Here is a 24,680-nt window from a genome sequence, read left to right as displayed (position 1 = left end):
TCAGGTAGCGCCCGGTCAGGCATTCGTCTGTCCGGGCGTTTGCCGCTTTAAGTTACAGGTAGCAAGAATGGCCAAAGAATATAGCCGTACCCAACGTATTGGCGATCAGATGCAGCGCGAGCTGGCCGAGCTGATCCGTCGCGAAGTCAAGGACCCGCGTGTCGGTCTGGTGACTATCACCGCCGTGGACGTGAGCCGTGACCTGGGCCATGCCAAGGTGTTCATCACCGTCATGGGCGAGGAAACCCCGGATGCCGTGCAGCAATCGCTCAAGGCATTGAATAGCGCCGCCAGCTTCCTGCGTCTGCACCTGGGGCGTTCGATGCAACTGCGCAGCGTGCCGCAGCTGCACTTCCATTTCGATGAAAGTGTCAGCCGTGGTGTGCACCTGTCGGCGCTGATCGAGCGTGCAGTGGCCGAAGACCGCCTGCACAAGGATGCCGACGAGTCGGACACCAAGGAGTAAGCGGTGGCCCAGGTCAAACGTATCCGCCGCAATGTCAGCGGCATCATCCTGCTCGACAAGCCGCTGGGCTTCACGTCCAATGCCGCCTTGCAGAAAGTGCGTTGGCTGCTCAACGCGGAAAAGGCCGGCCACACCGGTAGCCTCGACCCGCTGGCAACCGGCGTGTTGCCGCTGTGCTTCGGTGAAGCGACCAAGTTTTCGCAGTACTTGCTGGATTCCGACAAGGGCTACGAAACCGTCATGCAGATGGGGCAGACTACCAACACCGGCGATGCCGAAGGTGAGGTGCTGCAGACCCGCGACGTGACCGTTGGTCGCGCCGACATCGAGGCGCTGCTGCCACGTTTTCGCGGCCCGATCAGCCAGATACCGCCTATGTACTCGGCGCTCAAGCGTGACGGCCAGCCGTTGTACAAACTGGCACGTGCAGGAGAGGTAGTGGAGCGCGAGGCGCGTTCTGTTACTATTAACCGCTTGGAGTTGCTCGAGTGCGAAGGCACCCGTGCACGGCTGAGCGTAGGATGCAGCAAAGGCACCTATATCCGCACGCTGGTGGAGGATATCGGTGAAGCCCTTGGTTGCGGCGCCTATGTCGCCGAGCTGCGCAGGACCCAGGCTGGGCCCTTTGCGCTGGCACAGACGGTCACCCTCGAGGAACTCGAACAGGCCCATTCCGAAGGTGGCAACGAAGCGCTCGACCGCTTCCTGATGCCATCGGACAGCGGGCTGCAGGACTGGCCGTTGGTCAGCCTGTCGGAACACAGTGCGTTCTACTGGCTGCATGGGCAGGCTGTACGCGCGCCGGACGCGCCACAATTTGGCATGGTCCGGGTACAGGATCACAATGCGCGCTTCATCGGTATCGGTGAAGTGAGCGAAGACGGGCGCATTGCGCCGCGTCGGCTGATTCGGTCGGAATGACCGAAACCGCGGGGCCAGGCAGTTGCCGAGCCCCACGGCATCAAGGGTGGCTGTCAGTAGGCACGGTCACACCTTTTTTATTAATACAGGGATTTGTCCCTGGCCTATTGGACCCCGCATGCGGGATCCGTTATCAGGAGAAGCCAAATGGCCCTCAGCGTTGAAGAAAAAGCTCAGATCGTTGCCGAATATCAGCAAGCCGCCGGCGATACCGGTAGCCCGGAAGTGCAGGTTGCTCTGCTGACCGCCAACATCAACAAGCTGCAAGGCCACTTCAAGGCCAACGATAAAGACCACCACTCCCGTCGTGGTCTGATCCGTATGGTCAACCAGCGTCGTAAGCTGCTGGATTACCTGAAGGGCAAAGACACCACTCGTTACAGCGCCCTGATCGGTCGCCTGGGCCTGCGTCGCTAATAGCGGCCTGGTCAGTGGTGTGCGTGGGGTGTCGCAGGCTTCGGCAGGGCTGTTTTGCAGCGCTGCCGTTGGACATGCCACGCGTATCTCCGAGGTTGGCAGCCTGGCAATGCTGAGCGGTTTTTCCGCTTGGTGCCAGGCTCCCAGCCTCGTGTTGTATCTGGACGGTCAATGGGGCCGATTCCCCGTTCTGCCCAAGAATTCGCAAGAAACCAGTTCCCCCAAGAGCCACTGAAAAAGGTAGGAAACCGTGAACCCGGTAATCAAGACTTTCCAGTTCGGTCAATCGACCGTCACTCTCGAAACGGGCCGTATTGCCCGTCAGGCAACCGGCGCCGTGCTGGTTACCGTCGACAACGACGTCACCGTGCTGGTGACTGTGGTAGGCGCCAAACAGGCTGATCCAGGCAAGGGTTTCTTCCCGCTGTCGGTTCACTACCAGGAAAAGACCTACGCCGCTGGCAAGATCCCAGGTGGCTTCTTCAAGCGTGAAGGCCGTCCTTCCGAGAAAGAGACGCTGACCTCGCGCCTGATCGACCGTCCGATCCGTCCGCTGTTCCCGGAAGGCTTCATGAACGAAGTGCAGGTCGTCTGCACCGTGGTTTCCACCAGCAAGAAGACCGATCCGGACATCGCTGCGATGATCGGTACCTCGGCTGCCCTGGCCATTTCCGGTATTCCGTTCGAAGGCCCGATCGGCGCTGCCCGCGTTGCCTTCCACGAAAGCACTGGCTACCTGCTGAACCCGACCTACGAGCAACTGGCTGCCTCGAGCCTGGACATGGTCGTTGCCGGTACCTCCGATGCTGTACTGATGGTTGAGTCGGAAGCTCAAGAGCTGACCGAAGACCAGATGCTGGGTGCCGTACTGTTCGCCCACGACGAGTTCCAGGCTGTTATCCAGGCTGTCAAAGAGCTGGCTGCCGAAGCTGGCAAGCCGACTTGGGACTGGAAACCTGCCGTTGCCAACACCGAGCTGTTCAATGCTATCCGCGCCGAGTTCGGCGAAGCGGTTTCGCAGGGCTACACCATCACCGTCAAAGCCGACCGCTATGCGCGTCTGGGTGAGCTGCGCGACCAGGCGGTTGCCAAGTTCTCCGGTGAAGAAGGCCAGCCTTCGGCTTCCGAAGTCAAAGACATCTTCGGCGAAATCGAATACCGCACCGTTCGCGAAAACATCGTCAACGGCAAGCCACGTATCGACGGCCGCGACACCAAGACTGTACGCCCGCTGAACATCGAAGTAGGTGTGCTGCCGAAAACTCACGGTTCTGCACTGTTCACCCGTGGCGAAACCCAGGCCCTGGTCGTTGCGACCCTGGGTACTGCCCGTGATGCCCAGCTGCTGGACACCCTCGAAGGCGAGAAGAAAGACCCCTTCATGCTGCACTACAACTTCCCACCGTTCTCGGTAGGTGAGTGTGGCCGCATGGGCGGTGCTGGCCGTCGCGAAATCGGCCACGGCCGTCTGGCCCGCCGTTCGGTTCAGGCCATGCTGCCTGCTGCTGACGTGTTCCCGTACACCATCCGTGTGGTTTCGGAAATCACCGAATCCAACGGCTCCAGCTCCATGGCTTCGGTCTGCGGTGCTTCCCTGGCCCTGATGGACGCCGGTGTGCCGATGAAGGCGCCGGTTGCCGGTATCGCCATGGGCCTGGTCAAGGAAGGCGACAAGTTCGCGGTCCTGACCGACATCCTGGGTGACGAAGACCACCTGGGCGACATGGACTTCAAGGTAGCCGGTACCGCCAAAGGCGTCACTGCGCTGCAGATGGACATCAAGATCAACGGCATCACCGAAGAGATCATGGAAATCGCCCTGGGCCAGGCCCTGGAAGCGCGCCTGAACATCCTCGGCCAGATGAACCAGGTCATTGGCCAGTCGCGTACCGAACTGTCGGCCAACGCCCCGACCATGATCGCGATGAAGATCGACACCGACAAGATCCGCGACGTCATCGGTAAAGGCGGCGCCACCATTCGCGCCATCTGCGAAGAGACCAAGGCTTCGATCGACATCGAAGACGACGGCTCCATCAAGATCTTCGGCGAAACCAAGGAAGCGGCAGATGCTGCCAAGCAGCGCATCCTGGGCATCACCGCTGAGGCCGAGATCGGCAAGATCTACGTCGGCAAGGTTGAGCGCATTGTCGACTTCGGCGCCTTCGTCAACATCCTGCCTGGCAAGGACGGCCTGGTGCACATCTCCATGCTGAGCGATGCTCGCGTCGAGAAAGTCACCGACATCCTGAAAGAAGGCCAGGAAGTCGAAGTGTTGGTACTGGACGTGGACAACCGCGGCCGTATCAAGCTGTCGATCAAAGACGTTGCTGCGGCCAAGGCCTCGGGCGTCTAAGCGACACACGCTACAGAGAAAGGGCCCCTCGGGGCCCTTTTTTCATGGGCGACGGGAACCTTTTGCGGACTTGCATCTTGCATGCAGGTTTACCGCGCTGATTGCAAAATGCACGACCATCGAAGTGATGGCTGTTTGCTAACTTATTGATTTAAAAGAGAATAATAGAAGCGGCAAAGCTGGCACAGCCCGTGCAACTACCTTCATACCTGCCGCCAGGACATACGGCGCAGACCTTTCGAAAAACAGGAGTGACCCACATGAAGAAGTTCGCCATTGCTGCCGCTACTGCTACCGCTCTGACCCTGACCATGGCTAACGGTGCATTTGCCGCTGAGCCAACCCAGGCTCCAGTCATGTTGGCGGCCAACACCGTCGACAACGCCAAGCAAGAAGGCTCCGACACTTGGATCACTACCAAGGTGAAAGCTGACCTGCTGACTGAAAAAGGCATCCCAGGCAGCGACATCAAAGTCGAGACCAGCCAAGGTGTTGTGTCCCTGTCTTCTGATGTGAAGGTTACCGAATCGCAGAAAGAAGAAGCGGTACGCATCACCAAGAACATCAAAGGCGTCAAGAGCGTAATGTCTGACGGCCTGAAAGCCGAATAAGGAATGTCCCGTCGGCCAAATGGATTTGGCCACTTTCATCAAAGCCCTGGCCCGTGCCAGGGCTTTGTCTTGCGCTCAATACGCCGGGTTGCGTGTGATGACATCGCTTTCGAAGCATTCCTGCTCAAGGATCAGAGGCTCTACCAATGGGCGGCTGTCGCGAAAATGCGCGGTCTGGGTATGTGCTTCATACGCAGCATCATCGCGGTAGATTTCGTACAGGTAGATCACCTCCGGATCGACTCGGTCCTGTGACACATCGAACACCAGGCAGCCTGGCTCACTCGCCACGGAAGCTGCAGCATTGACCTTGATTGCACTCAGAAAAGCGTCGGCGCATCCAGGCTTCACTCGGGTCTTGATGAACAGGCTATACACAAATGGCTCCTTTTGTTTTAAATTCAATAATGAATTGTATACAAAAATGGAGCTTCGCCAATGTCCGAATTGCCTGCACGCCCTGGCCGCCTGAATGGCCTGCGCCACATCGCCCTGCTGGTGCCCAACCTGGAGGAATGTGAACGCTTCTACGTCGATGTGCTGGGCATGGAAGTGCTGAATCGCGCCAATGAGGACCTGGTGTATCTCACCTGCGGTAACGACAACCTGTCGCTTGGGCGTGGGGCAGGGGCGGCCAACGGGTTACAGACCCTGGATCACTACGGATTCATCGTCGACAGCGTGGAGGAGCTGGAAGCCTGGTACCAGTACTTCAAGGCTCATGGTGTGACCTTGCTCGACCGGCCGTTCAATCATGGTGACGGCGCGCGTAGCTTCCACCTGCTGGACCCGGCTGGGAACAAGGTTCAACCGCTGTATCACCCGGCGGTGTCGGGGCAGCGGTTGGTTTGAAGCCCGTACTGGCCTCTTCGCGGGCACGCCCGCTCCCACAGGTATTGCGCAGGTCCGAGGTTGTGCGCCATCTCTGTGGGAGCGGGCGTGCCCGCGAAGAGGCCAGGCCTGCCAGAGGGGATTACTCGGCATCCAGGTGCATCGGCGTAATCACCCGCCCATCGCTCTCAGGCTGGCCCAGGCTGGTATCGATGAAGTACACCCGGTCATCTTCCAGCTTGCCCTTGTCCACCAGGTAATCCTTGATACTGCTGGCCCGCTCCTGCCCCAGTGTGCGCAGCAATGCGCTACTCTCAGCCCATGACTTGATCACCGCCTCGCGCAGCTTGGCGGTACGCTCGTCACGGCTCAGTTGCTCCCATTCTGCTGGCGGCTGCTTTTTCAGGCGGCTGCGGTAAATGCCTTCGAGCATCGCGGGCTTGTCGCTGTCGTCGACCACCAGCATCGAGGCATTGGCCGGCACCTTGTCACCCCGTCGCTGCAGGATTTTGTACCAGGTGGCCTGGTACTCACGCTCCAGACGCTGTTGGGCGATCAGCGGGCCGTCGCTGGCCTGGGCGCTGGTGCCTTCGATTTCCAGGCGCAGTCCCGGGCGCTCTTTCAGTGCGGATGCCAGCTTGTCCAGGGACGCCTGGGCATCGCCGCTGAGTTCGCTGGAGCCCGGGGCGAACGCCACGTTGCCAAGGTCTTCCGAGCCGCCGCCGCTGATCAGCCCGCCAATGAATTTGAATGGCGCCTGCGCCGCGCGCAGTACCAGGTTGCGTAGGGTTTGCCAAACGATCGGCATCACGCTGAATTGCGGGTTGTTGAGGTCGCCAGACACCGGCAGCTCGATCGAGATCTTGCCCTCGGTATCCTTCAGCAATGCCACCGCCAGGCGGATCGGCAGGTCGACCGCATCCGGGCTGTCGACTTTCTCGCCCAGTTGCAGTTGTTCCACTACTACCTTGTTCTCGGCCTTGAGTTGGCCGTTGGTGATCAAGTAGTGCAGGTCCAGATTCAGCCGGCCCTTGCGGATGCGGAATCCGGCGAACTTGCCGGAGTAGGGGGTCAACGTGGTCAGTTCGACGCGCTTGAAGCTGGTGGCAATGTCCAGACTGGCCAGCGGGTTGAACGGGTTGAGTGCGCCCTTGATGGTAACCGGAGCGTAGCGGTCTACCTTGCCCTTGACGTCGACCTTGGCCGGCAGCGGCTTGCGGTTGTCGATGGTGCCGATCTGGCCGTTGAGTTGCTGGATGGCCGTGGCGAAGTTGGGGGTAAGCGACAGGTCGGCAAAGTTGGCCGAGCCGTCCTTGATGTCGATCTGGCCGATATGGATGCCGAGCGGCTTGCTGTTGCTGGCCGTGGTCGGCTTGGCCTGGCTGCTCGTCGGGGCGCCGGCCGGTTGCGGGATCAGCAGGTCATTGACGTTGGTAGTACGGTCTTCGTTGATGATGAAGCGTGCATAGGGCTGCAGCAGGGTCACCTTGTCGATCGACAGTGCATCGCCGTGCACGTAGGACAAGCCGTCCACGTTCACCTGTTGCCATTTGACGAAGTCGCGGCTCTTGATGGTGTCGAGGGTATGCAACTGGCTGACCTGCGCCTTGCCGGTAACATTGAAGGCCAGCGGTGCGGTGTTCTTCAGGTCGACCTTGAGGTCGCTGGAGAGCATGCCACTGCGCAGCTCCAGCAGGATGAACGGGCTGATGTAGGCCTGGGCCACACGCAGGTCGATGTCGCGGGTGCTCACATCCAGCTTTGCCCATATCGGTGCCAGGTTGACTTGGCCTGCGGCCTGCAGCTTGCCTTGCTTGCCCACACCAGTGTCGAGTTTGACGGTGAAGGGCGACTGGTTGAGGCTGTCGAAACCTTGCAGGTCGGCATTGAGAGGGCCAATGTCCAACGCTACCGGTTCCTTCTGGCTGCGATCTGCCAGGTGCACCAGGTAATTGCGCAACTGCACGTCCTTGAGCAGCACTTGCCAGGGTTTGCTTGGCTCCTTGGCAGCTTTCTCTTCAGGCGTAGGTTCTGCGGCAGCTGGCTCGGCCTTTTCCTTCGGCGTGGCCTTGGCGGGTTGGCTGGCGAACAGCTTCTGCCAGTCGAGCTGGCCGTCTTTTTCCAGCGCCGCCCAGGTTTCGAGTTTTTCGCTACGGACCTTGCCCACGATGACCTGCTGTTTGACCAGATCAATGGAAGTTTCGCTAACCGCCAGGCTGGCCAGGCGTGCCAGCGGTCGGCCATCCGGCGCCTTGATGGCGAATGGCGCGATCTGTACGGAAGCGTTATCCAGCAGCAGCTCGGTCTGTTTGGCGAGGTTGAGCGTGTAATGCGTATCGAGGTTGAACACGCCGTCTTCCAGCACCAGAGGCACGGCATCGCGCACGTAGGGCCAGAACAGCTTCATCTTGCCGTCAGTGACCTTCAGTGTGCCTTCGGAGGCGATCGGCGACAGGCTCAGTGTACCCTTCCAGTCCACGCGTCCGCCGTTGGGGCCGCTGGCCACCAAGGTCATGTCGGCGCTGTCGTTGGGCAGGGTGCTGAGGTTTTTCAGCTCCAGACTCATGTTGTCGTAGAGGAACTCGATCGGCTCGCTGGGGCGCAGGTCCTCGAAGTGCAGGTAGCCTTCGACGAGCTTGATGCTGCCAATACGTAGCGGGAACGGGTCGCTGGGTGGCTCTTCGGGTTTGGCTTCGCTGGCCGGTAGTTTGAACAATCCGGTCAGGTTGAGGGTGCCGTCTTTGGCGAACAGCACTTCGTTGCGCGGTTTGTCGAGTTCCACTGCTTCCAGATGCAGGGCTTTGGTCCACAGGCTGTCGAGCGAGGCGTTAGCGTAAAGACGCTCGAAACCGACCTGCTCCTTGCCCGGCTCGCCGATCTGCAGGCCCCACAGCGTCAGCTCGAGGCTGAAGGGGTTGAGTTCGATCCGCTCGAGGTGGGCCGGCACGGTGGCGTATTGGGCCAACTGCTGGTTGGCGATGCGCAGTGCAACACCGGGAAGAACGAGAAAGCCGAGCAGGCTATACAGGGCTACCAGGGCCACGATTGCGCCAGCGGCGCGAGTCAATCCTTTGTACATGTGTCGCTTCGTCTGTCTAAGCCGGAGTGCTTGGAGTATGGCACGTTAAATCAGTTCCGCAGGGGCGACCTTTTGCGCTCAATCAATGCCCATGCGCCGTTTGGCCCGGTGTGCCGAGCCGTCGCGCATTGCCCAGCGCAGGACCGGCGCGGTGCCGCGCAGGCCCAGGCGGATCAGGCGCTGCTGCAGGGGCCCATGCTGCAGCCCGAGCATGGCCTGGGCCCAGCCGGGCAGCAAGTCGATACCCGCGTGCAGCATCAGTTTGCCAACCGGCTGTGCCAGGCGGCTGGGGGCCGGGGCGTCGAGCAGGATCTGTATGACCTCATGGCTGCGCGCATCACAGTGCAGCTGCGGGCGCATGTGTTGCAGATAGTCTTCAACTTGCTGGCACGAGCGCGGTACGTCACGGGCACCAAGGCGCTCGGCGATCAGGGCGATTTCGTTGTAATAGGCATTTTGCTCGGCGCGTGGCAGGTGTGGGTTGCGGTAACGTAGGTGGGCGGCGAGGAAACTGCTGACCTCCGCTACGTGCACCCAGGTCAACAGATCCGGGTCGCTGGCCGCATAGGGGCGGCCATCTGGTGCCGTGCCGGTGACCTGCAGGTGAATGGTGCGCACTTTGTCGATCAGCCACTCGGCATCGCCGGTGGCGCCGAAGGTGGTGCCGGAAATGAACTGGCTGGTGCGGCGCAAGCGGCCGAGCAGGTCTTCACGAAAATTGGAGTGGTCCCATACACCGGCCAGGGCCAGAGGATGCAACAACTGCAGCATTAGCGCGCTGATGCCACCGACCAGCATGCTAGGGAAGTCGCCATGTACCCGCCAGCTGATGCTGTGTGGGCCGAACAGGCCGGGGTCGCCCTTGGGCGACTCCAGGTCGAGCTGGCCGAGGGCCAGCCCAGTGAGGCTCATGACCTGGGTTTCGATGCGGCGACGAAGGGCTTCCATGGCGACCTGTTGTGCAGGGCGGCCATGGTTGGCGGCCGCCGGTTACTGGTTGAGGCGTTTGTCGATCAGGCCCTGTACCACGCTTGGGTCGGCCAGGGTCGAGGTATCGCCCAGGTTTTCCAGCTCGTTGCAGGCGATTTTGCGCAGTATACGCCGCATGATCTTGCCTGAGCGCGTCTTGGGTAGCGCTGGCGCCCACTGAATCAGCTCAGGCTTGGCGAAACTGCCGATTTCCTTACTGACCAGGGCAAACAGCTCGGCCTTGAGTGCGTCATCCGGCGACACGCCATTCATGGTCGTGACGAAGGCGTAGACGCCCTGGCCCTTGAGGTCGTGGGGGTAGCCGACCACTGCGGCTTCCGCCACGCTGTCATGCAGCACCAGTGCGCTTTCTACTTCCGCGGTGCCGATGCGGTGCCCGGAAACGTTGATCACATCGTCGATGCGCCCGGTGATCCAGTAGTCGCCATCGGCGTCGCGGCGGGCACCGTCGCCGGTGAAGTAGTAGCCAGGCAAAGGCTTGAAGTAGGTGTCGACCATCCGCTGGTGGTCGCCGTAGACACTGCGGATCTGCCCGGGCCAGCTGGCCTTGATTGCCAGCAGGCCGGCGCCGGGGCCTTCGATCAGTTTGCCTTTTTCATCCAGTAGCACGGGTTGCACGCCGAACATTGGCTGGGTGGCGCAGCCGGGTTTGAGCGACTGCGTGCCGGGCAGTGGGGTGAGCATGATGCCGCCGGTTTCGGTCTGCCACCAGGTATCCACAATCGGGCAGCGCTTCTGCCCGACCTCCTCGAAATACCATTCCCAGGCTTCCGGGTTGATCGGCTCACCGACGCTGCCCAGCAGGCGCAGGCTTTTGCGCGAGGTGCTCTGCAGTGGCGCGGAGCCCTCGCGCATCAGGGCGCGCAGGGCGGTCGGGGCGGTGTAGAAGATGTTCACCTGGTGCTTGTCCACCACCTGCCAGAAGCGCGAGGTGTCCGGGTAGTTGGGCACGCCTTCGAACATCAGCGAGATTGCGCCATTGGCCAGCGGGCCGTAGACGATGTAGCTGTGGCCGGTCACCCAGCCGACATCGGCGGTGCACCAGAACACTTCGCCGTCACGATAATCGAACACCACCTTGAAGGTCATCGTTGCCTGCAGCAGGTAGCCGGCGGTGGTATGCAGCACCCCTTTGGGTTTGCCGGTACTGCCGGAGGTGTAGAGGATGAACAGCGGGTCTTCGGCTTCCATCGGCTCAGGAGGGCAGTCGTCGCCGGCGGCCTCCGTCGCTTCGTGGTACCAGAGGTCGCGGCCCTCGGCCCAGGCCACATCGCCGCCAGTGCGGCGCACCACCAATACACTACTGACCGCTGGGCAGTTGGCCAGGGCCTTGTCGACATTCTGTTTCAGCGGGATGCGCTTACCGCCACGCACACCTTCATCGGCAGTGATCACGGTGCGGCAGTCGGCATCGAGAATTCGGTCACGCAGGGCATCGGGGGAGAAACCGCCGAACACCACCGAGTGGATGGCGCCGATGCGGGTGCAGGCAAGCATGGCGAAGGCGGCCTCGGGGATCATTGGCATGTAGATGCACACCCGATCGCCTTTCTTCACACCACGCGCTTTCATTGCATTGGCCAGGCGGCAGACCTGACGGTGCAGTTCGCGGTAGGTGATGGCCTTGGAGTCCTTGGGGTCGTCGCCCTCCCACAGCAAGGCCGGTTGCTCGCCGCGCTGGGCCAGATGGCGGTCGATGCAGTTGTAGCTGACATTGAGTTGCGCACCGTCGAACCAGCGGGCCTTGCCGGTATGCAGGTCGCATTGCTGCACGCTCGACCAGGGCTTGATCCAGTCCAGACGTTTGGCTTGTTCGGCCCAGAAGGTGTCTGGGTCTTCGACCGACTGGCGGTAGAGGCGGCGGTAGTCTTCGGGGGTGAGGGCGGCGGACTGGCTGACAGCCAGGGCCTGGGGGTATTTGCGGATATCGAACATGGCGGGTGGTCCTGCTCTTGTAAGGGGCGATGGACTGCAACGGCTATTCGATAAGACAGTGTAGCTGGGAGCGGTGTTCAACCTGGGCAGGCCTCTTCGCGGGCTTGGCCGCTCCCATAGGTACTGCACAGTCGTCGAGGGCTGTGTTGTACCTGTGGGAGCGGGCAAGCCCGCGAAGAGGCCGGCGAAGGTATCAAATCACCCGCGGTGACGGCCGCGGAAGTAGTTGATCAGGCCCTGGGTAGAACCGTCTTCGGCGCTGTCTTCCAGGCTGCCGACCAAGCGCTGGTAAACGCCCTTGCCCAGTTCCTTGCCCAGCTCGACGCCCCACTGGTCGAAGGCGTTGATACCCCAGATAACGCTCTGGACGAACACCTTGTGCTCGTACATGGCCACCAGCGCGCCCAGGCGGCGCGGGCTGATGCGCTCGACCACCAACGTGTTGCTCGGGCGGTTACCCGGGATCACCTTGTGCGGGGCCAGCTTTTCGATGTCCGCTTCGTTGAGGCCTTTGCCGCGCAATTCGGCTTCGGCTTCCTCGCGGGTTTTGCCCAGCATCAGCGCCTGGCTCTGCGACAGGCAGTTGGCGTACAGCCACTGGTGGTGGTCGGCCACTGGGTTGAAGCTCACCACCGGCACGATGAAGTCGGCCGGAATCAGCTGGGTGCCCTGGTGCAGCAACTGGTGGTAGGCGTGCTGGCCGTTGCAACCCACGCCGCCCCAGATTACCGGCCCGGTGTCGGTCTTCACCGGGGTACCGTCTTGCAGCACGCTCTTGCCGTTGGATTCCATGTCCAACTGCTGCAGGTGCTTGGTGATGTTGCGCAGGTAGTGGTCGTACGGCAGGATCGCGTGGCTGTTCGCGTCCCAGAAGTTGCCATACCACACGCCCAGCAGAGCCAGTAGCACCGGCATGTTCTTGTCGAACGGTGCGGTCTGGAAGTGCTGGTCCATGGTGTAGGCACCGGACAGCAGTTCCTTGAAGTTGGCAGTGCCGATGGCCAGGGCGATCGGCAGGCCGATGGCCGACCACAGCGAGTAGCGCCCGCCCACCCAGTCCCACATCGGGAAGATGTTTTCTTCGCGGATACCGAACGCTACAGCAGCGGCCTTGTTGCTGGAAACTGCAATGAAGTGGCGGTACAGCTCGGCTTCCGAGCCGCCTTGGGCCAGGTACCAGGTCCGCGCGGCCATGGCGTTTTTCAGCGTCTCGAGCGTATTGAACGACTTCGACGAGACGATGAACAAGGTGGTTTCGGCGCGCAGGTTGGCCGACAGTTCGTGGAACTCACTGCCGTCGATGTTGGCCAGGTAATGGCAGCGTACGCCGCGCTGGGCGTAGGGTAGCAGCGCTTCGGAAACCAGCTCGGGGCCAAGGAAGGAACCGCCAATACCAATGTTGACCACGTCGGTGATTGGCTTTTCGCTGTAGCCGCGCCACAGGCCATCGTGAATGCGGCCGACCAGTTCGGTAATCTGGTTGAGCACCTTGTGCACTTCCGGCATGACGTTCACGCCGTTGACACTGAGTTTGTCACCTACAGGCCGGCGCAAGGCGGTGTGCAGCACCGGGCGGCCTTCGGAGGCATTGATGATCTCACCACCGAACATCGACTTGATGGCGTCCTGCAGGCCCACTTCATTGGCCAGGTTGACCAGCAGATCGCGGCTTTGCTCGGTGATCAGGTTTTTCGAGTAGTCGAGGAACAGGCCGCAAGCGCTAAGGGAAAACTGGTCGAAGCGCTTGGCATCGGCGGCGAAGGCTTCGCGCATGCTGAAGCTTTGCATGGCGTCGCGGTGTTTCTGAAGCGCCTGCCAGGCGGGCAGGGCCGTCACATCGTGGGGTGTACGGTAATACGCCATTGCGCGGGGGTCCCTTGGTGCGTGGTGAGGGCTTGGACACGGCAGTCATTGCCGGGTTCAGGCTGGCATCATTATAGGCAAAGGCCACGCGCTGGGAATGGGTATGGCAGGGGGATTTTGGGGGACTTTGTAAGCAAATCCGCTCCTGCAAGTGAATATAGGAGCGGGCTTGCCTGCGAATGGGCTGCAGGCAGCCCAATGCCATTATGCGGTCTTCTCTTCCACATGCAGGTAGAGGTTGTCGATCAACCGCGTGTTACCCAGGTAAGCCGCCGCAATCACCACCAGGTCTCGATCATCGATCACTGCCGGGCGCAGGCTTACGGCATGGCGTACTTCCAGGTAATCCGGGCGGAAACCCGCTGCGCTCAGTTGTGCCTGGCCTTCAGCGACCAGCGCGGCAAAATCCCGCTGGCCACGGCCGATGCCCACTGCGATGTGTTGCAGCGTGCGGTACAGCGCTGGCGCAGCAGCACGCTGCTCTGGCGTGAGGTAACCATTGCGCGATGACAGCGCAAGGCCATCCTCGGCACGCACAGTGGGTTCGCCGATGATCTGGATCGGCATGTTCAGGTCGCGCACCATGGCGCGGATCACCGCCAGCTGCTGATAGTCCTTTTCGCCGAACACGGCGAGGTCTGGCTGGACCATGTTGAACAGCTTGTTCACTACGGTGGCCACACCCTCGAAGTGCCCAGGCCGGCTGGCGCCGCACAGGCCTTCGGAAAGCTGGGGCACGCTGACACGGGTTTGCACGCTCATGCCGTCGGGGTACATCTCTTCTACGGTGGGCGCGAACAGCAGGTTGCAGCCGGCCTGCACCAGGCGCTCCTGGTCGGCTGCCAGGGTGCGTGGGTATTTGTCGAGGTCTTCGTTGGCGCCAAATTGCAGCGGGTTGACGAAGATGCTGGCGACCACGAAATCGGCGCGCTGCGCCGCCTTGGATACCAAGGCTGCGTGGCCACTGTGCAGGTTGCCCATGGTCGGCACGAAACCGATGCGTTTGCCTTCACCGCGAGCGCGGGCCACTGCCGCGCGCAGTTCGCGGACGGTCTTGACTGTATTCATGCACTGAACCCGTGTTCGCTGCCTGGGAAACTGACTTGCTTGACTGCCTCGACGTAAGCGACGAGGGCACTGTGGATATCCGGTTGGCCCTGCATGAAGTTCTTCACGAACTTCGGTACCCGGCCGCTCAGCGACAGGCCGAGCATGTCGTGCAGTACCAGCACCTGGCCATCGGTGGCGTTGCCGGCGCCAATGCCGATTACCGGGATGCCTACGGCGTTGGTGATTTCCGCCGCCAGTTCGCTGGGGACGCATTCGAGCAGCAGCATGGCCGCACCGGCCTGTTCCAGGGCAATGGCGTCGGCGCGCATCTGCCGGGCCTGGGCTTCCTGGCGGCCCTGCACTTTGTAGCCGCCCAGCACGTTGACGGTTTGCGGGGTCAGGCCCATGTGCGCGCACACTGGCACACCACGTTCGGCCAGCAAGCGGATGGTTTCGGCCAGCCAGGCTGCGCCTTCGATCTTGACCATGTGGGCGCCGGCCTGCATCAGTGTGGCGCTGTTGGCAAAGGCCTGCTCCGGCGTGGCGTGGGCCATGAACGGCAGGTCGGTGAGGATCAGCGCGCCGTCGTTGCCGCGTTTGACGCTGGCGGTGTGGTAGGCCATTTCCGCCGTGGTGACCGGCAAGGTGCTGTCGTGGCCCTGCAGGACCATCCCCAGCGAGTCGCCCACCAGCAACACTTCAACGCCGGCCTGGCTGGCAGCCTTGGCGAAGGTCGCGTCGTAGCAGGTCAGCATGGTGATTTTTTCACCCTTGGCCTTGAGGCCGTTAAGGGTGGTAAGGGTTACTTCAGGCATGTAGGAAATTCCTCGTTCAGGCGCTGTAAAAAACGACTGCATTCAACGCGTGTAGTCATCTTCCGGAGCGGCACATCATCGCGCGTGATGTTCGGGCACAGGTCCGTCCGGGCCTAAATACGGGTATGCGGCACTTTGGTGCCACACGGGACGCCTATAGTCGTGAGCGAGGTGTGGGAAGTCAATCACCCTGTTACCGCATTGTTACGATCAGGGTGTTACTGGCGTTACCGAGGTGGCAATGCAGGCTGGAACGCCCGGTTTACAGGCGTTCCAGGCCGACGAACGGGCATTCGTCGAGCAGTTGCGCGAGGGCGCGGCCATCGGCCAGGCGGAAATCGCCCGGTACCAGTTCGGCCAACGGATACAGCACGAAGGGGCGGGCATGCATGTGGTAATGCGGCACTTTCAGGCGTGGCTGGTCGAGCACCTGGTCACCGAACAGCAGGATGTCCAAATCCAGCGTGCGCGGGCCCCAGCGCTCTTTGCGCACGCGGCCCTGGTCGTTTTCGATGGCCTGCAGCGCATCGAGCAATGCCAGTGGTGCCAGGGCGGTGTCCAAGGCGGCGACAGCATTGGTGTAGCGCGGTTGGCCGGGCAGCAGCGAATCGCTGGTGTACAGGGCCGAGGCGGCTACCAGGCGCGTGGCTTCGACCTGGTCGAGCGCCTGCAGGGCGCTACGCAACTGCTCGGCAGGGGCGTCCAGGTTGCTGCCCAGGCCTATGTAGGCGCGAATGGTCACTCGAACGCCTCGTCGCCACTGCGCTTGCGTTTGCTGCCGCTGCGCTTGCGCTTGCGCGGGCCGGCGCTTTCGTCGCGGCTGCCAAGCTCACGGATCATCTCGCGGCGCTCGCTGTCGTTTGCGTCCTGGTAATCGGTCCACCACTGGCCCAGGTCGTCGGTTTCTTCCCCGGCGCTTTCACGCAGCAGCAGGAAGTCGTAACCGGCGCGGAAACGCGGGTTGTCCAGCAGCATGTCGGCGCGTTTGCCGCTGCGGCGCGGCAGGCGCTCCTGCATGTCCCAGATTTCGCGGATCGGCAGGGTGAAACGCTTGGGGATGGCAATGCGCGCGCACTGCTCAGCGATCAGGTCGTGGGCCGCACCGTTCATGGCCGGGATCGGCGGTACGCCCTGGTTCTGCAGGTGCAGCACACGGGCCGGCAGAGCTGGCCAGAGCAGAGCCGCAAACAGGAAGGCTGGCGTCACCGGCTTGCCCTGCTTCACGCGCAGGTCGGTGTTGTTCAGCGCCTGGCTGATCAGCGTGTGGGTGTAGGTCGGCCGCTCGTCCAGCGCGTGGGCACTGGCCGGGAACAGCGGTTCGAACAACTCCAGATCGACCAGCATTTCGAAGGCCATGGCACCTTGGCCGCTGAGGAACAGCTTGAGGCATTCCTCGAACAGGCGTGCGGGTGGAATCTCGCGCAGCATCGGGGCCAGACCGCGAATCGGCAGGAAGGTGTGCTTTTCGATGCCAAAGTCGAGCTTGGCAGCAAAACGCACCGCGCGCAGCATGCGCACCGGGTCTTCCTGGTAGCGGTGGGTCGGGTCCCCGATCAGCCGCAGCAGGCGATTGCGCACGTCGTGCACACCGTTGGCGTAATCGAGAATGCGTTCGCTGACCGGATCGTAGTACAGGGCGTTGATGGTGAAGTCGCGGCGTTGCGCGTCCTCTTCCAGGGTGCCGTACACGTTGTCTCGCAGAATGCGACCACTGGCGTTATGCGACGAACGGTGGGCATCGCCCTGATCGCCCTCGGAGTGGTGGGCGCGGAAGGTGGCGACTTCAATGATCTCACGGCCGAAATGCACATGGACCAATTTGAAGCGGCGACCAATGATGCGGGCGTTGCGGAACTCGGCACGGACCTGTTCGGGGGTGGCGCTGGTGGCCACGTCGAAGTCCTTCGGCGTAATGCCCAGCATCAGGTCGCGGACACAGCCACCGACCAGGTAAGCCTGGTAGCCGGCGCTTTGCAGGCGCTCCACGATGTTGACCGCATGACGGCTGAACTGGTGGCGCTGCAGCGAATGCTGGCTCTTGTTGATCACCTCGGGCGTGGTGCGCCTGTGGTGCGGGCCCGGTACGGGCGGGCGGAAAGACTGGAACAGCTTCTTCAGCATGGGATGCACTGTGTGAAGGAATGTTCGGCCAAGAATAGGAGAATGGCCGCATGATGGGCGGGGATTCTAGCATTTACTCGGGGAATGGTGTAGGCGGGTAGCAGGATGCCTGCCAGAAGGGTAGAAATGACAAGGGGAGCCTAAGCTCCCCAAGAAGTCATTGCGTGCTCTTATTGTTTTTTTGCTGGGCTTCTTGTTTTTGTTGAGTGCCCTGTCCACAAATCTCGAAGCTTGTGGACGACCCCCAAACCGGGGGTAAAGAGCAAACGGATTGCTTTGGCCGCTGATGACACGTTGATCTGTCGATCCAACCAGTTCAGGCGCTGCTTTTTAGTGCAGTTTTTGTTGTTCTCTGCCTGGTTGTGGGGCAAGCCCCAAACACGCATCCTCTCCAAAAGAATCAGTTAGCTGCGCCTCCGCCGTCTTGTTTTTATTGTGCGTGAGCCGTTTCGTCTTGTTCTTATTCTGAGTTGCAGTGCTTGTTATTGTTCTTGTACCAAACATATAGCAGGTGCCGTGCCAACTTTTCAAAACCCAGTAAAATCAAGGGGTTGAGTAGGTTTCGCAATTTTCGGAAGGTCGAAAATGTCGGAATTTCGTTACCGTACGCCTCGGGGGCTGTTACGGCGGAAAGCGTGGGTAACAGATTTTTACGGGAGGTGATGTGTTACCTGGGGTGTTCCCAGGCCAGATGTGTTCGCCACACCCCGTTCAGCGCCTGTGCCATTGGCGCGCATCCCCCTCGGTGCACGACAGGATATTGAAGGGGACACACAAGGGGCCGCGCGCCAATGGCTCAGGATTGATTGGCCCGAAACAGATGTAGGAGCGAGCTTCGCTCGCGATGCGCCGCGTGGGCGGCGCTCGATCTCACAGGCGCCGCACTTGCTGCGGCGAACACTGGGCAGGTTGAATTACTCGCTGGTAGCGTTGCTCTTGCGTCGTGGTATGCCCAAGCGTTGGCGGCGTTCCCACAGGCACTTGCGGCTGACGCCGAGCTTGCGTGCCAGTTCGGTCTCGGTCATGTGGTCCTGGTGCTCAAGCACGAAGTGCTGGAAGTAGTCTTCCAGCGACAGGTCCTCGGTCGGCTCGTGGCTCGCGTTGGCCGCGCCGGCCACCACCAGGGCATTGTCGAGGAGGTCGTCCTCTTCCAGATCGCTCAGTTCGATGTCGATGCCCAGCAGCTCGGCGGAAATTTCTGCGCTCTCGCTGAGGATCACCGCGCGCTCCACGGCGTTTTCCAGTTCACGCACGTTACCGGGCCAGCTGTAGTGGCGAATGGCTTGCTCGGCCTCGGCCGAGAAGTGCAAGTCGTCGCGGCCGATGCGAGCGCTCTGGCGGGCGAGGAAGACGCTGGCGATCTCGTTGACGTCGCTGCCACGCTCGCGCAGTGCTGGCAGCTTCAGGGCGATCACGTGCAGGCGGTAATACAAGTCTTCACGGAACTGGCCGGCCTTGGCCAGGTTTTTCAGGTCGCGGTGGGTCGCGGCAATCAGGCGCACATCGACCTTTTGCGACTGCACCGAACCTACCCGGCGAATTTCGCCTTCCTGCAGCACACGTAGCAGGCGTGCCTGGGCTTCGAGCGGCAGTTCGCCAATTTCATCGAGGAACAGCGTACCGCCATCGGCGGCTTCCACCAAGCCGGCGCGCCCGGCGCTGGCGCCAGTGAAAGCGCCTTTTTCGTGGCCGAACAGTTCGGATTCGATCAGTGTTTCGGGGATGGCCGCGCAGTTCACCGAGATCATCGGTGCCTTGGCCCGGCGAGACAGGTTGTGCAGGGCGCGGGCCACCAGCTCTTTACCGGTGCCCGACTCGCCCTGGATCAGCACATTGGAGTCGGTTGGGGCGACTTTGCGGATCTTGCTGTACATGTCCTGCATGGGCTGGCACGAGCCGATGATGCCGATTTCGCCATTGGCCGTTGTCGCACTGCCTTTGTCGGAGGCTGCAACCTTGCCATTGCTGGCGCGTGGCTCGGCAGGCGGTGCAGCAGCCGGGGCGTTCTGCCGGTCGCGCAGAATACGCGCCACTGCCTGCAGCATCTCGTCATGGTCGAAGGGCTTGGCGATGTAGTCCACCGCGCCCATTTTCATCGAGTCCACCGCTGAGCGCAGGCTGGCGTAACTGGTCATGATCAGCACCGGGGTGCCCTGGCCGAGCTTGATCAGCTCGGTGCCGGGGGCACCTGGCAGGCGCAGGTCGCTGACGATGAGGTCGAAAGTGGCAATGCTGAAGCGTTCCTGGGCTTCCTGCACCGAGCCGGCCTCGCTGACCTGGTACTGGTTCCGCTCAAGTAGACGACGCAGGGCCGAGCGGATGATGGTTTCGTCTTCGACGATCAGAATGTGCGGCATTGATTCAATTCTCTCGACGGTCTCGAATTTCAGGGGACGTCGCTACGACATGCCGGGGCAGGGTCACGCGGATCCGGGTGCCTCGTTGCCGTTCGATATCGGCCGGGCTGTCGATGGTGATTTGCCCATAATGCTCTTCCACGATGGAATAGACCAGAGCGAGCCCCAGTCCGGTTCCTTCGCCCGGGTCCTTGGTGGTGAAGAAGGGCTCGAACAGGCGGTCCATGATGTTCTTCGGAATCCCGCTGCCTTCGTCTTCGACGATCAGGTCGACGGTGTGCTCGCTAACCTCGCTGCGCACGCGTACGGCGCTGCCGGGCGGCGAGGCGTCGCGGGCGTTGGAGAGCAGGTTGATCAGCACCTGGGCCAGGCGCTGCGGGTCGCCTTCAGCCCAATGGTCCGGGTCGCAAAGGTTGAAGAACTGTACTTCGAAATTGCGCCGGTTCAACGCCAGCAGACCGATGGCATCTTGTGCCACTTCGGCCAGGCACACGGGCTCCTCGCTGTTCTGGTGGCTGCCGCCGGCATGGGCAAAGCTCATCAGCGACTGGACGATGCGCGATACGCGCTTGGTCTGGTCAAGGATCTGGCTGGACAACTCGATGATTTCGCCATCGTCTTCGCGTTCCTCGCGCAGGTTTTGCGCCAGGCAGGCGATGCCGGTGATCGGGTTACCGATCTCGTGGGCCACGCCGGCGGCCAGGCGGCCGATGCTGGCCAGGCGCTCGGAGTGCACCAGCTTGTCTTCCAGTGCCTGGGTTTCGGTAAGGTCTTCCACCAGCAGTACCAACCCGCTGTTACCGGGGGCCAGTGGCTCGTCGATGGCTGCCTTGTGCAGGTTCAGCCAGCGCGGCTGGCCATCCAGTGCCAGGCGCTGCTTGTGCAGATGCTCGTCGGGCACGTTGATGAAGCCTTGCAGCAGGCCGCGCCAAGGCTCGTCGATGGTGACCAGGCGCGAGCCGACCACATGCTTGGCGGCAATGCCGGTGAGCTCTTCCATGGCCTTGTTCCACATCAGGATTTCCTGGTCCTTGGCCAGTGAGCAGACGCCCATGGGCAACTCCTGCAGGGTCTGGCGATGGTAGCGGCGCAGGGCATCGAGTTCGGCGGCCAGCCCGGTCAGGCGCGAGTGGTAGTCCTCCAGGCGGCTTTCGATGAAGTGGATGTCTTCGGTTACGTAGTTTTCGTTACCGGACTTGTACGGCAGGAAAGTCTCGACCATGTCCTGGGCCACGCTCGGCCCCATCAGGCCGGACAGGTTGGCTTCGATGCGGTCGCGCAGGCGGCGCAGGGCATAGGGGCGGCGTTCGTCGAACGGCAGGTAGAGGTCGCGCAGTGCTTGCTCTACTTCCTTTTGCGCGGCCTTGGCGCCCAGCGGCTTGGCCAGTTGGGTGGCAAATTCCTGCGGCGAGGCGGCGTGCAGCTCGCGGCGCTGCGGGCGGCGCACGTTATCCACGGCACAGGCTTCGGCCGCGCTGACCTCTTCGGTACTGGCGTTGGTGAACAGTGAGATCAGGGTGAACAGCAGCACGTTGGCCGCCAGCGAGGCGATGGCTGCCATGTGCCAGCTGGTATCGTCCAGCACATAGATCATGTCCAGCAGCGGGATGTAGAAGCCCTGCAAATTGCCGAGAAGCGGCAGCAGCATGGTCACCATCCACACCAGGGTGCCGGCCAGCAGCCCGGCGATGAAACCGCGGCGGTTGGCGGTTGGCCAGTAGAGCACCGACAGCACCCCAGGCAGGAACTGCAAGGTGGCGACGAACGCGACGATGCCCAGGTTTGCAAGGCTCTGGTGGTAGTTCTGGCTCAGGTAGAACATGAACCCGGCGGTGATGATGGCGACGATCAGTGCACGGCGGGTCCACTTCAGCCACCGGTAGATGTTGCCTTCGGCCGGGGGCTGGTAAAGCGGCAGCACCAGGTGGTTCAGGGCCATGCCCGACAGCGCCAGGGTGGTTACGATGATCAGGCCGCTGGCTGCCGACAGGCCGCCAATGTAGGCCAGCAGTGCCAATGCCTGGTTGTTGGCGGCGATGCCCAGACCCAGGGTGAAGTACTCGGGGTTGGTGCTGGCGCCCAGGCGCAGGCCGGCCCACAGCACCAGCGGCACGGCAAGGCTCATCAGCAGCAGGAACAGCGGCAGGCCCCAGCTGGCGCTGACCAGCGAGCGCGGGTTGAGGTTTTCGGTAAAGGCCATGTGGTACATGTGCGGCATGACGATGGCCGATGCAAAGAACACCAGCAGCAGGGTGCGCCATGGGCCTTCCTGCAGGGGGGTGTGCAGGGCGGCGAGGGCGGTCTGGTTCTGCAACAGCCAGACTTCCAGCTCGTGCGGGCCGCCGAATACGCCATACAAGGCATACAGGCCAATACCGCCCAGGGCCAGCAGCTTGATCACCGACTCGAAGGCGATGGCGAAAACCAACCCCTCATGCTTTTCGCGCGTGGCGATGTGCCGCGAGCCGAAGAAGATGGTGAACAGAATGATCAGCGTGCAAAAGGCAAAGGCCACCCGGGCCTTGACCGGCTCACCGGTAAGGATGCTGATCGAGTCGGCCACCGCCTGGATCTGCAGGGCCAGCAACGGCAGCACGCCAATCAGCATGATGATGGTGGTCAAGGCCCCGGCCCACGTGCTGCGGAAGCGGAAGGCCAGCAGGTCGGCCAGCGATGACAGCTGATAGGTGCGGGTGATCTTGAGGATCGGGTAGAGCAGCACCGGCGCCAGCAGGAATGCGCCAGACACCCCCAGGTAACAGGCAAGGAAGCCGTAGCCATACTGGTAGGCCAGGCCAACCGAGCCATAGAAGGCCCAGGCACTGGCGTAAACGCCCAGCGAAAGGGTGTAGGTAAGTGGGTGGCGAATGATCGAACGCGGGATCAGCCCGCGCTCGCTGATCCAGGCCACGCCGAACAGCACCATGAGGTACCCGGCGCTGATCAGGATCATCTGGGTCAGGCTAAAGCTCATCGGCATCTCGTTGGCTCTGCAGGATGAAGGTGACGACGATCAGGATCAGCCAGAGCAGGTAGGGGCGGTACCAGGCTCCGGTCGGTTCGATCCACCAGTCCATGATGGCCGGGGAGAACAGGTAGATCCCCACGACCAGAAGCAGGACCAAACGATAGATGTACATGCTGGCCTCGATGGTTGGGCGCTGCGGGCTTGAACTTATTATTGGCGCAAATGGCAGGGGGGATGCTAGCGGGAATCCACAGCGTTCGCCAAGGGTTTGAATTTACTGGGCTTTTGTTTTTAGGGGGGCTTTACCTGTGCCGGCCCTTTCGCGGGCATGCCCGCTCCCACAGGTAGACCACAGGCCTTGAAGGCGGCGTGGTTCCTGTGGGGGCGGGCGCGCCCGCGAAAAGGCTGGTAAAGGTTCAGCGCAAATCAGCCTCCGGCACCGTGGTCCGCTGCGCGATCGCTTCTGGCCGCCACTGCGTGCGCGCGACTGCCAGCACCTCTGCTGGCGTCGCCAACAGCAGTTCCGGATCCGTCTCCTGCCCCAGCGCCCGCAGTGCCCGCAGTAGCAGAGGAGTAGCATGCTCCGCCTGCAGTGGCGGGGAACGGTACGACTTGCCCAGCTTGTGCCCATCTGGCTGCACGATCAGCGGAATATGCAGGTAACGCGGCTGTGAGAAGCCCAGCAGTTCCTGCAGGTACAGCTGGCGCGGGGTATTGTCGAGCAGGTCGGCGCCACGCACGATGTCGGTAACACCCTGCCAGGCATCGTCCAGCACCACGGCCAACTGGTAGGCGTACAACCCGTCACGACGCTGGATGACGAAATCGCCCACCTCACGCCCCAGGTGTTGCTGGTATTCACCCTGCACACGATCGGTAAAACGGTAGATCAGCTCCGGCACCCGCAGGCGGATGGCCGCCCCTTCACGGGCATGCCCGGCGTTACGGCAAAAGCCCGGGTAAATGCCGTTGTAGCTTTCCAGTTGCTTGCGCGAGCAGGTGCAAGCGTACGCCAGGCCCATGTTGAACAGGCGGTCTACCACGGCAGCATAGGCATCGTGGCGCTGGCTCTGGAATACCACCTCGCCATCCCAGTGCAGGCCGTAACGTTCCAGCGTCTGGAGGATGGCATCGCGGGCGCCGGGCATTTCCCGGGGCGGATCGGTGTCTTCCATGCGCAGCAGCCAGCGGCCGTTGACGGCGCGGGCATCGAGCCAGGAGGCGAGGGCGGCGACCAGCGAGCCGAAGTGCAGGAAGCCGCTGGGGGTGGGGGCGAAGCGCCCGATGTAGCTGGAGTCGGTCATGGTCAGGCTGGGCATATAAATGAAACGGGGCGCATGATGCGCCCCGTTCAGGTGGAAGAAAGATCAGCCTTTGCCGACCGTTTTTTCCTTTTTCTCGGCAATTTCCTTGCAGTCGAAGCACAGGTCGGCGGTTGGGCGGGCTTCCAGGCGGCGCAAGCCGATCTCGATGCCGCACGACTCGCACCAGCCGTACTCTTCGTCCTGAATCTTCTGCAGGGTTTTATCGATTTTCTTGATCAGCTTGCGCTCGCGGTCGCGGTTGCGCAGTTCGAGGGCGAATTCCTCTTCCTGGGATGCCCGGTCTGCGGGATCTGCGAAGTTGGCTGCCTCTTCTTTCATATGGTCAACGGTCTTGTCGACGCCGACCATCAGCTCTTGCTTCCAGCCAGTGAGGATCTTGGTGAAGTGCTTGCGCATGGGCTCACCCATGTACTCCTCACCCTTGGTCTCCTGATAGGGTGCAACCCCATAAAGATTCTGGTTGGCTTTTTGCTTTTCTAGGGTGGACATGAATAGACCGCCTCTCACTCATCTGATCCAATGCGCAGGATGCTCCATCTCCGGCGACCGCCGGCCCTGCGACTGCGAGCCGCCGA

The 24,680-nt window shown here is 61.8% G+C and carries 20 protein-coding genes; 6 read left to right on the top strand and 14 right to left on the bottom strand.

Annotation, left to right across the window (positions count from 1 at the left end; genetic code table 11):
* Nucleotides 1–67: 67 nt before the first annotated feature.
* The 5 genes from rbfA to GST84_22540 all read left to right on the top strand — a co-directional run bounded on the left by rbfA (nt 68) and on the right by GST84_22540 (nt 4,771).
* A complete protein-coding gene (gene rbfA, locus GST84_22560; protein ID XGB14972.1) occupies nt 68–466 on the top strand; it encodes a 30S ribosome-binding factor RbfA in 399 nt (132 codons plus the stop codon).
* Between the two features lie 3 nt (nt 467–469).
* Complete coding sequence (gene truB, locus GST84_22555; GenBank protein XGB14971.1) at nt 470–1,387, top strand: tRNA pseudouridine(55) synthase TruB; 918 nt, start codon at nt 470–472, stop codon at nt 1,385–1,387.
* Between the two features lie 147 nt (nt 1,388–1,534).
* Nucleotides 1,535–1,804 (top strand): 30S ribosomal protein S15, encoded by a 270-nt coding sequence (gene rpsO / locus GST84_22550; GenBank protein ID XGB14970.1) that lies wholly within the window; start codon nt 1,535–1,537, stop codon nt 1,802–1,804.
* A 250-nt stretch (nt 1,805–2,054) separates the two neighbouring features.
* Nucleotides 2,055–4,160 (top strand): polyribonucleotide nucleotidyltransferase, encoded by a 2,106-nt coding sequence (gene pnp, locus GST84_22545; protein XGB14969.1) that lies wholly within the window; start codon nt 2,055–2,057, stop codon nt 4,158–4,160.
* A gap of 260 nt (nt 4,161–4,420) precedes the next feature.
* Complete coding sequence (locus GST84_22540; protein XGB14968.1) at nt 4,421–4,771, top strand: BON domain-containing protein; 351 nt, start codon at nt 4,421–4,423, stop codon at nt 4,769–4,771.
* 75 nt (nt 4,772–4,846) lie between these two features.
* Here GST84_22540 and GST84_22535 read toward each other — a convergent pair whose 3' ends face one another.
* Complete coding sequence (locus GST84_22535) at nt 4,847–5,149, bottom strand: antibiotic biosynthesis monooxygenase (GenBank protein XGB14967.1); 303 nt, start codon at nt 5,147–5,149, stop codon at nt 4,847–4,849.
* 60 nt (nt 5,150–5,209) lie between these two features.
* Here GST84_22535 and GST84_22530 point away from each other — a divergent pair, with 60 nt between their 5' ends.
* The gene (locus GST84_22530) at nt 5,210–5,623 is read left to right on the top strand and encodes a VOC family protein (protein XGB14966.1); all 414 of its coding nucleotides are present in this window, start codon (nt 5,210–5,212) and stop codon (nt 5,621–5,623) included.
* 121 nt (nt 5,624–5,744) lie between these two features.
* On the opposite strand, the gene GST84_22525 is transcribed toward GST84_22530, so the two are convergent.
* From GST84_22525 to dksA, 13 genes are all read right to left on the bottom strand, one after another.
* Nucleotides 5,745–8,681, bottom strand: coding sequence for a DUF748 domain-containing protein (locus GST84_22525; GenBank protein ID XGB14965.1), 2,937 nt, complete (start codon nt 8,679–8,681; stop codon nt 5,745–5,747).
* 78 nt (nt 8,682–8,759) lie between these two features.
* Complete coding sequence (locus tag GST84_22520; protein XGB14964.1) at nt 8,760–9,629, bottom strand: DUF2236 domain-containing protein; 870 nt, start codon at nt 9,627–9,629, stop codon at nt 8,760–8,762.
* 42 nt (nt 9,630–9,671) lie between these two features.
* Nucleotides 9,672–11,606, bottom strand: coding sequence for an acetate--CoA ligase (gene acs / locus GST84_22515; GenBank protein XGB14963.1), 1,935 nt, complete (start codon nt 11,604–11,606; stop codon nt 9,672–9,674).
* Between the two features lie 198 nt (nt 11,607–11,804).
* Nucleotides 11,805–13,469, bottom strand: a complete 1,665-nt coding sequence (locus GST84_22510) for a glucose-6-phosphate isomerase (GenBank protein ID XGB14962.1) — start codon at nt 13,467–13,469, stop codon at nt 11,805–11,807.
* 204 nt (nt 13,470–13,673) lie between these two features.
* Nucleotides 13,674–14,537: a pantoate--beta-alanine ligase gene (locus tag GST84_22505; GenBank protein ID XGB14961.1), complete on the bottom strand. Its 864-nt coding sequence runs from the start codon at nt 14,535–14,537 to the stop codon at nt 13,674–13,676.
* Nucleotides 14,534–15,334, bottom strand: coding sequence for a 3-methyl-2-oxobutanoate hydroxymethyltransferase (panB, locus tag GST84_22500; protein ID XGB14960.1), 801 nt, complete (start codon nt 15,332–15,334; stop codon nt 14,534–14,536). The genes GST84_22505 and panB overlap by 4 nt, the downstream gene beginning before the upstream one ends.
* Before the next feature lie 262 nt (nt 15,335–15,596).
* Nucleotides 15,597–16,076, bottom strand: a complete 480-nt coding sequence (folK, locus tag GST84_22495; protein ID XGB14959.1) for a 2-amino-4-hydroxy-6-hydroxymethyldihydropteridine diphosphokinase — start codon at nt 16,074–16,076, stop codon at nt 15,597–15,599.
* The gene (pcnB, locus tag GST84_22490) at nt 16,073–17,455 is read right to left on the bottom strand and encodes a polynucleotide adenylyltransferase PcnB (GenBank protein ID XGB14958.1); all 1,383 of its coding nucleotides are present in this window, start codon (nt 17,453–17,455) and stop codon (nt 16,073–16,075) included. The genes folK and pcnB overlap by 4 nt, the downstream gene beginning before the upstream one ends.
* 914 nt (nt 17,456–18,369) lie before the next feature.
* Nucleotides 18,370–19,812 carry a response regulator gene (locus GST84_22485; GenBank protein ID XGB14957.1) on the bottom strand — a complete coding sequence of 481 codons (1,443 nt, stop codon included), beginning with the start codon at nt 19,810–19,812 and terminating at the stop codon, nt 18,370–18,372.
* Between the two features lie 4 nt (nt 19,813–19,816).
* Nucleotides 19,817–22,786: a PAS domain S-box protein gene (locus tag GST84_22480; protein ID XGB14956.1), complete on the bottom strand. Its 2,970-nt coding sequence runs from the start codon at nt 22,784–22,786 to the stop codon at nt 19,817–19,819.
* Nucleotides 22,776–22,952, bottom strand: coding sequence for a hypothetical protein (locus GST84_22475; GenBank protein XGB14955.1), 177 nt, complete (start codon nt 22,950–22,952; stop codon nt 22,776–22,778). The genes GST84_22480 and GST84_22475 overlap by 11 nt, the downstream gene beginning before the upstream one ends.
* Nucleotides 22,953–23,196: 244 nt before the next feature.
* Nucleotides 23,197–24,099, bottom strand: a complete 903-nt coding sequence (locus tag GST84_22470; GenBank protein XGB14954.1) for a tRNA glutamyl-Q(34) synthetase GluQRS — start codon at nt 24,097–24,099, stop codon at nt 23,197–23,199.
* A 48-nt stretch (nt 24,100–24,147) separates the two neighbouring features.
* Nucleotides 24,148–24,594, bottom strand: coding sequence for an RNA polymerase-binding protein DksA (gene dksA, locus GST84_22465; GenBank protein XGB14953.1), 447 nt, complete (start codon nt 24,592–24,594; stop codon nt 24,148–24,150).
* Between the last annotated feature and the right edge of the window lie 86 nt (nt 24,595–24,680).

Source organism: Pseudomonas putida, from assembly GCA_041879295.1.
Lineage (GTDB): Bacteria > Pseudomonadota > Gammaproteobacteria > Pseudomonadales > Pseudomonadaceae > Aquipseudomonas > Aquipseudomonas putida_Y.
Note: the sequence above shows the minus strand (reverse complement) of the source record. Positions and strands in the feature narration are given on the sequence as shown.

Excerpts from the sequence above, each read along its gene's own strand:
- rbfA (XGB14972.1), top strand. The coding sequence starts at position 68 with ATGGCCAAAGAATATAGCCGTACCCAACGTATTGGCGATCAGATGCAG.
- rpsO (XGB14970.1), top strand. The coding sequence starts at position 1,535 with ATGGCCCTCAGCGTTGAAGAAAAAGCTCAGATCGTTGCCGAATATCAG.
- GST84_22540 (XGB14968.1), top strand. The coding sequence starts at position 4,421 with ATGAAGAAGTTCGCCATTGCTGCCGCTACTGCTACCGCTCTGACCCTG.
- GST84_22530 (XGB14966.1), top strand. The coding sequence starts at position 5,210 with ATGTCCGAATTGCCTGCACGCCCTGGCCGCCTGAATGGCCTGCGCCAC.
- GST84_22525 (XGB14965.1), bottom strand. The coding sequence starts at position 8,681 with ATGTACAAAGGATTGACTCGCGCCGCTGGCGCAATCGTGGCCCTGGTA.
- GST84_22520 (XGB14964.1), bottom strand. The coding sequence starts at position 9,629 with ATGGAAGCCCTTCGTCGCCGCATCGAAACCCAGGTCATGAGCCTCACT.
- acs (XGB14963.1), bottom strand. The coding sequence starts at position 11,606 with ATGTTCGATATCCGCAAATACCCCCAGGCCCTGGCTGTCAGCCAGTCC.
- GST84_22510 (XGB14962.1), bottom strand. The coding sequence starts at position 13,469 with ATGGCGTATTACCGTACACCCCACGATGTGACGGCCCTGCCCGCCTGG.
- GST84_22505 (XGB14961.1), bottom strand. The coding sequence starts at position 14,537 with ATGAATACAGTCAAGACCGTCCGCGAACTGCGCGCGGCAGTGGCCCGC.
- panB (XGB14960.1), bottom strand. The coding sequence starts at position 15,334 with ATGCCTGAAGTAACCCTTACCACCCTTAACGGCCTCAAGGCCAAGGGT.
- pcnB (XGB14958.1), bottom strand. The coding sequence starts at position 17,455 with ATGCTGAAGAAGCTGTTCCAGTCTTTCCGCCCGCCCGTACCGGGCCCG.
- GST84_22485 (XGB14957.1), bottom strand. The coding sequence starts at position 19,812 with ATGCCGCACATTCTGATCGTCGAAGACGAAACCATCATCCGCTCGGCC.
- GST84_22480 (XGB14956.1), bottom strand. The coding sequence starts at position 22,786 with ATGAGCTTTAGCCTGACCCAGATGATCCTGATCAGCGCCGGGTACCTC.
- GST84_22475 (XGB14955.1), bottom strand. The coding sequence starts at position 22,952 with ATGTACATCTATCGTTTGGTCCTGCTTCTGGTCGTGGGGATCTACCTG.
- GST84_22470 (XGB14954.1), bottom strand. The coding sequence starts at position 24,099 with ATGCCCAGCCTGACCATGACCGACTCCAGCTACATCGGGCGCTTCGCC.
- dksA (XGB14953.1), bottom strand. The coding sequence starts at position 24,594 with ATGTCCACCCTAGAAAAGCAAAAAGCCAACCAGAATCTTTATGGGGTT.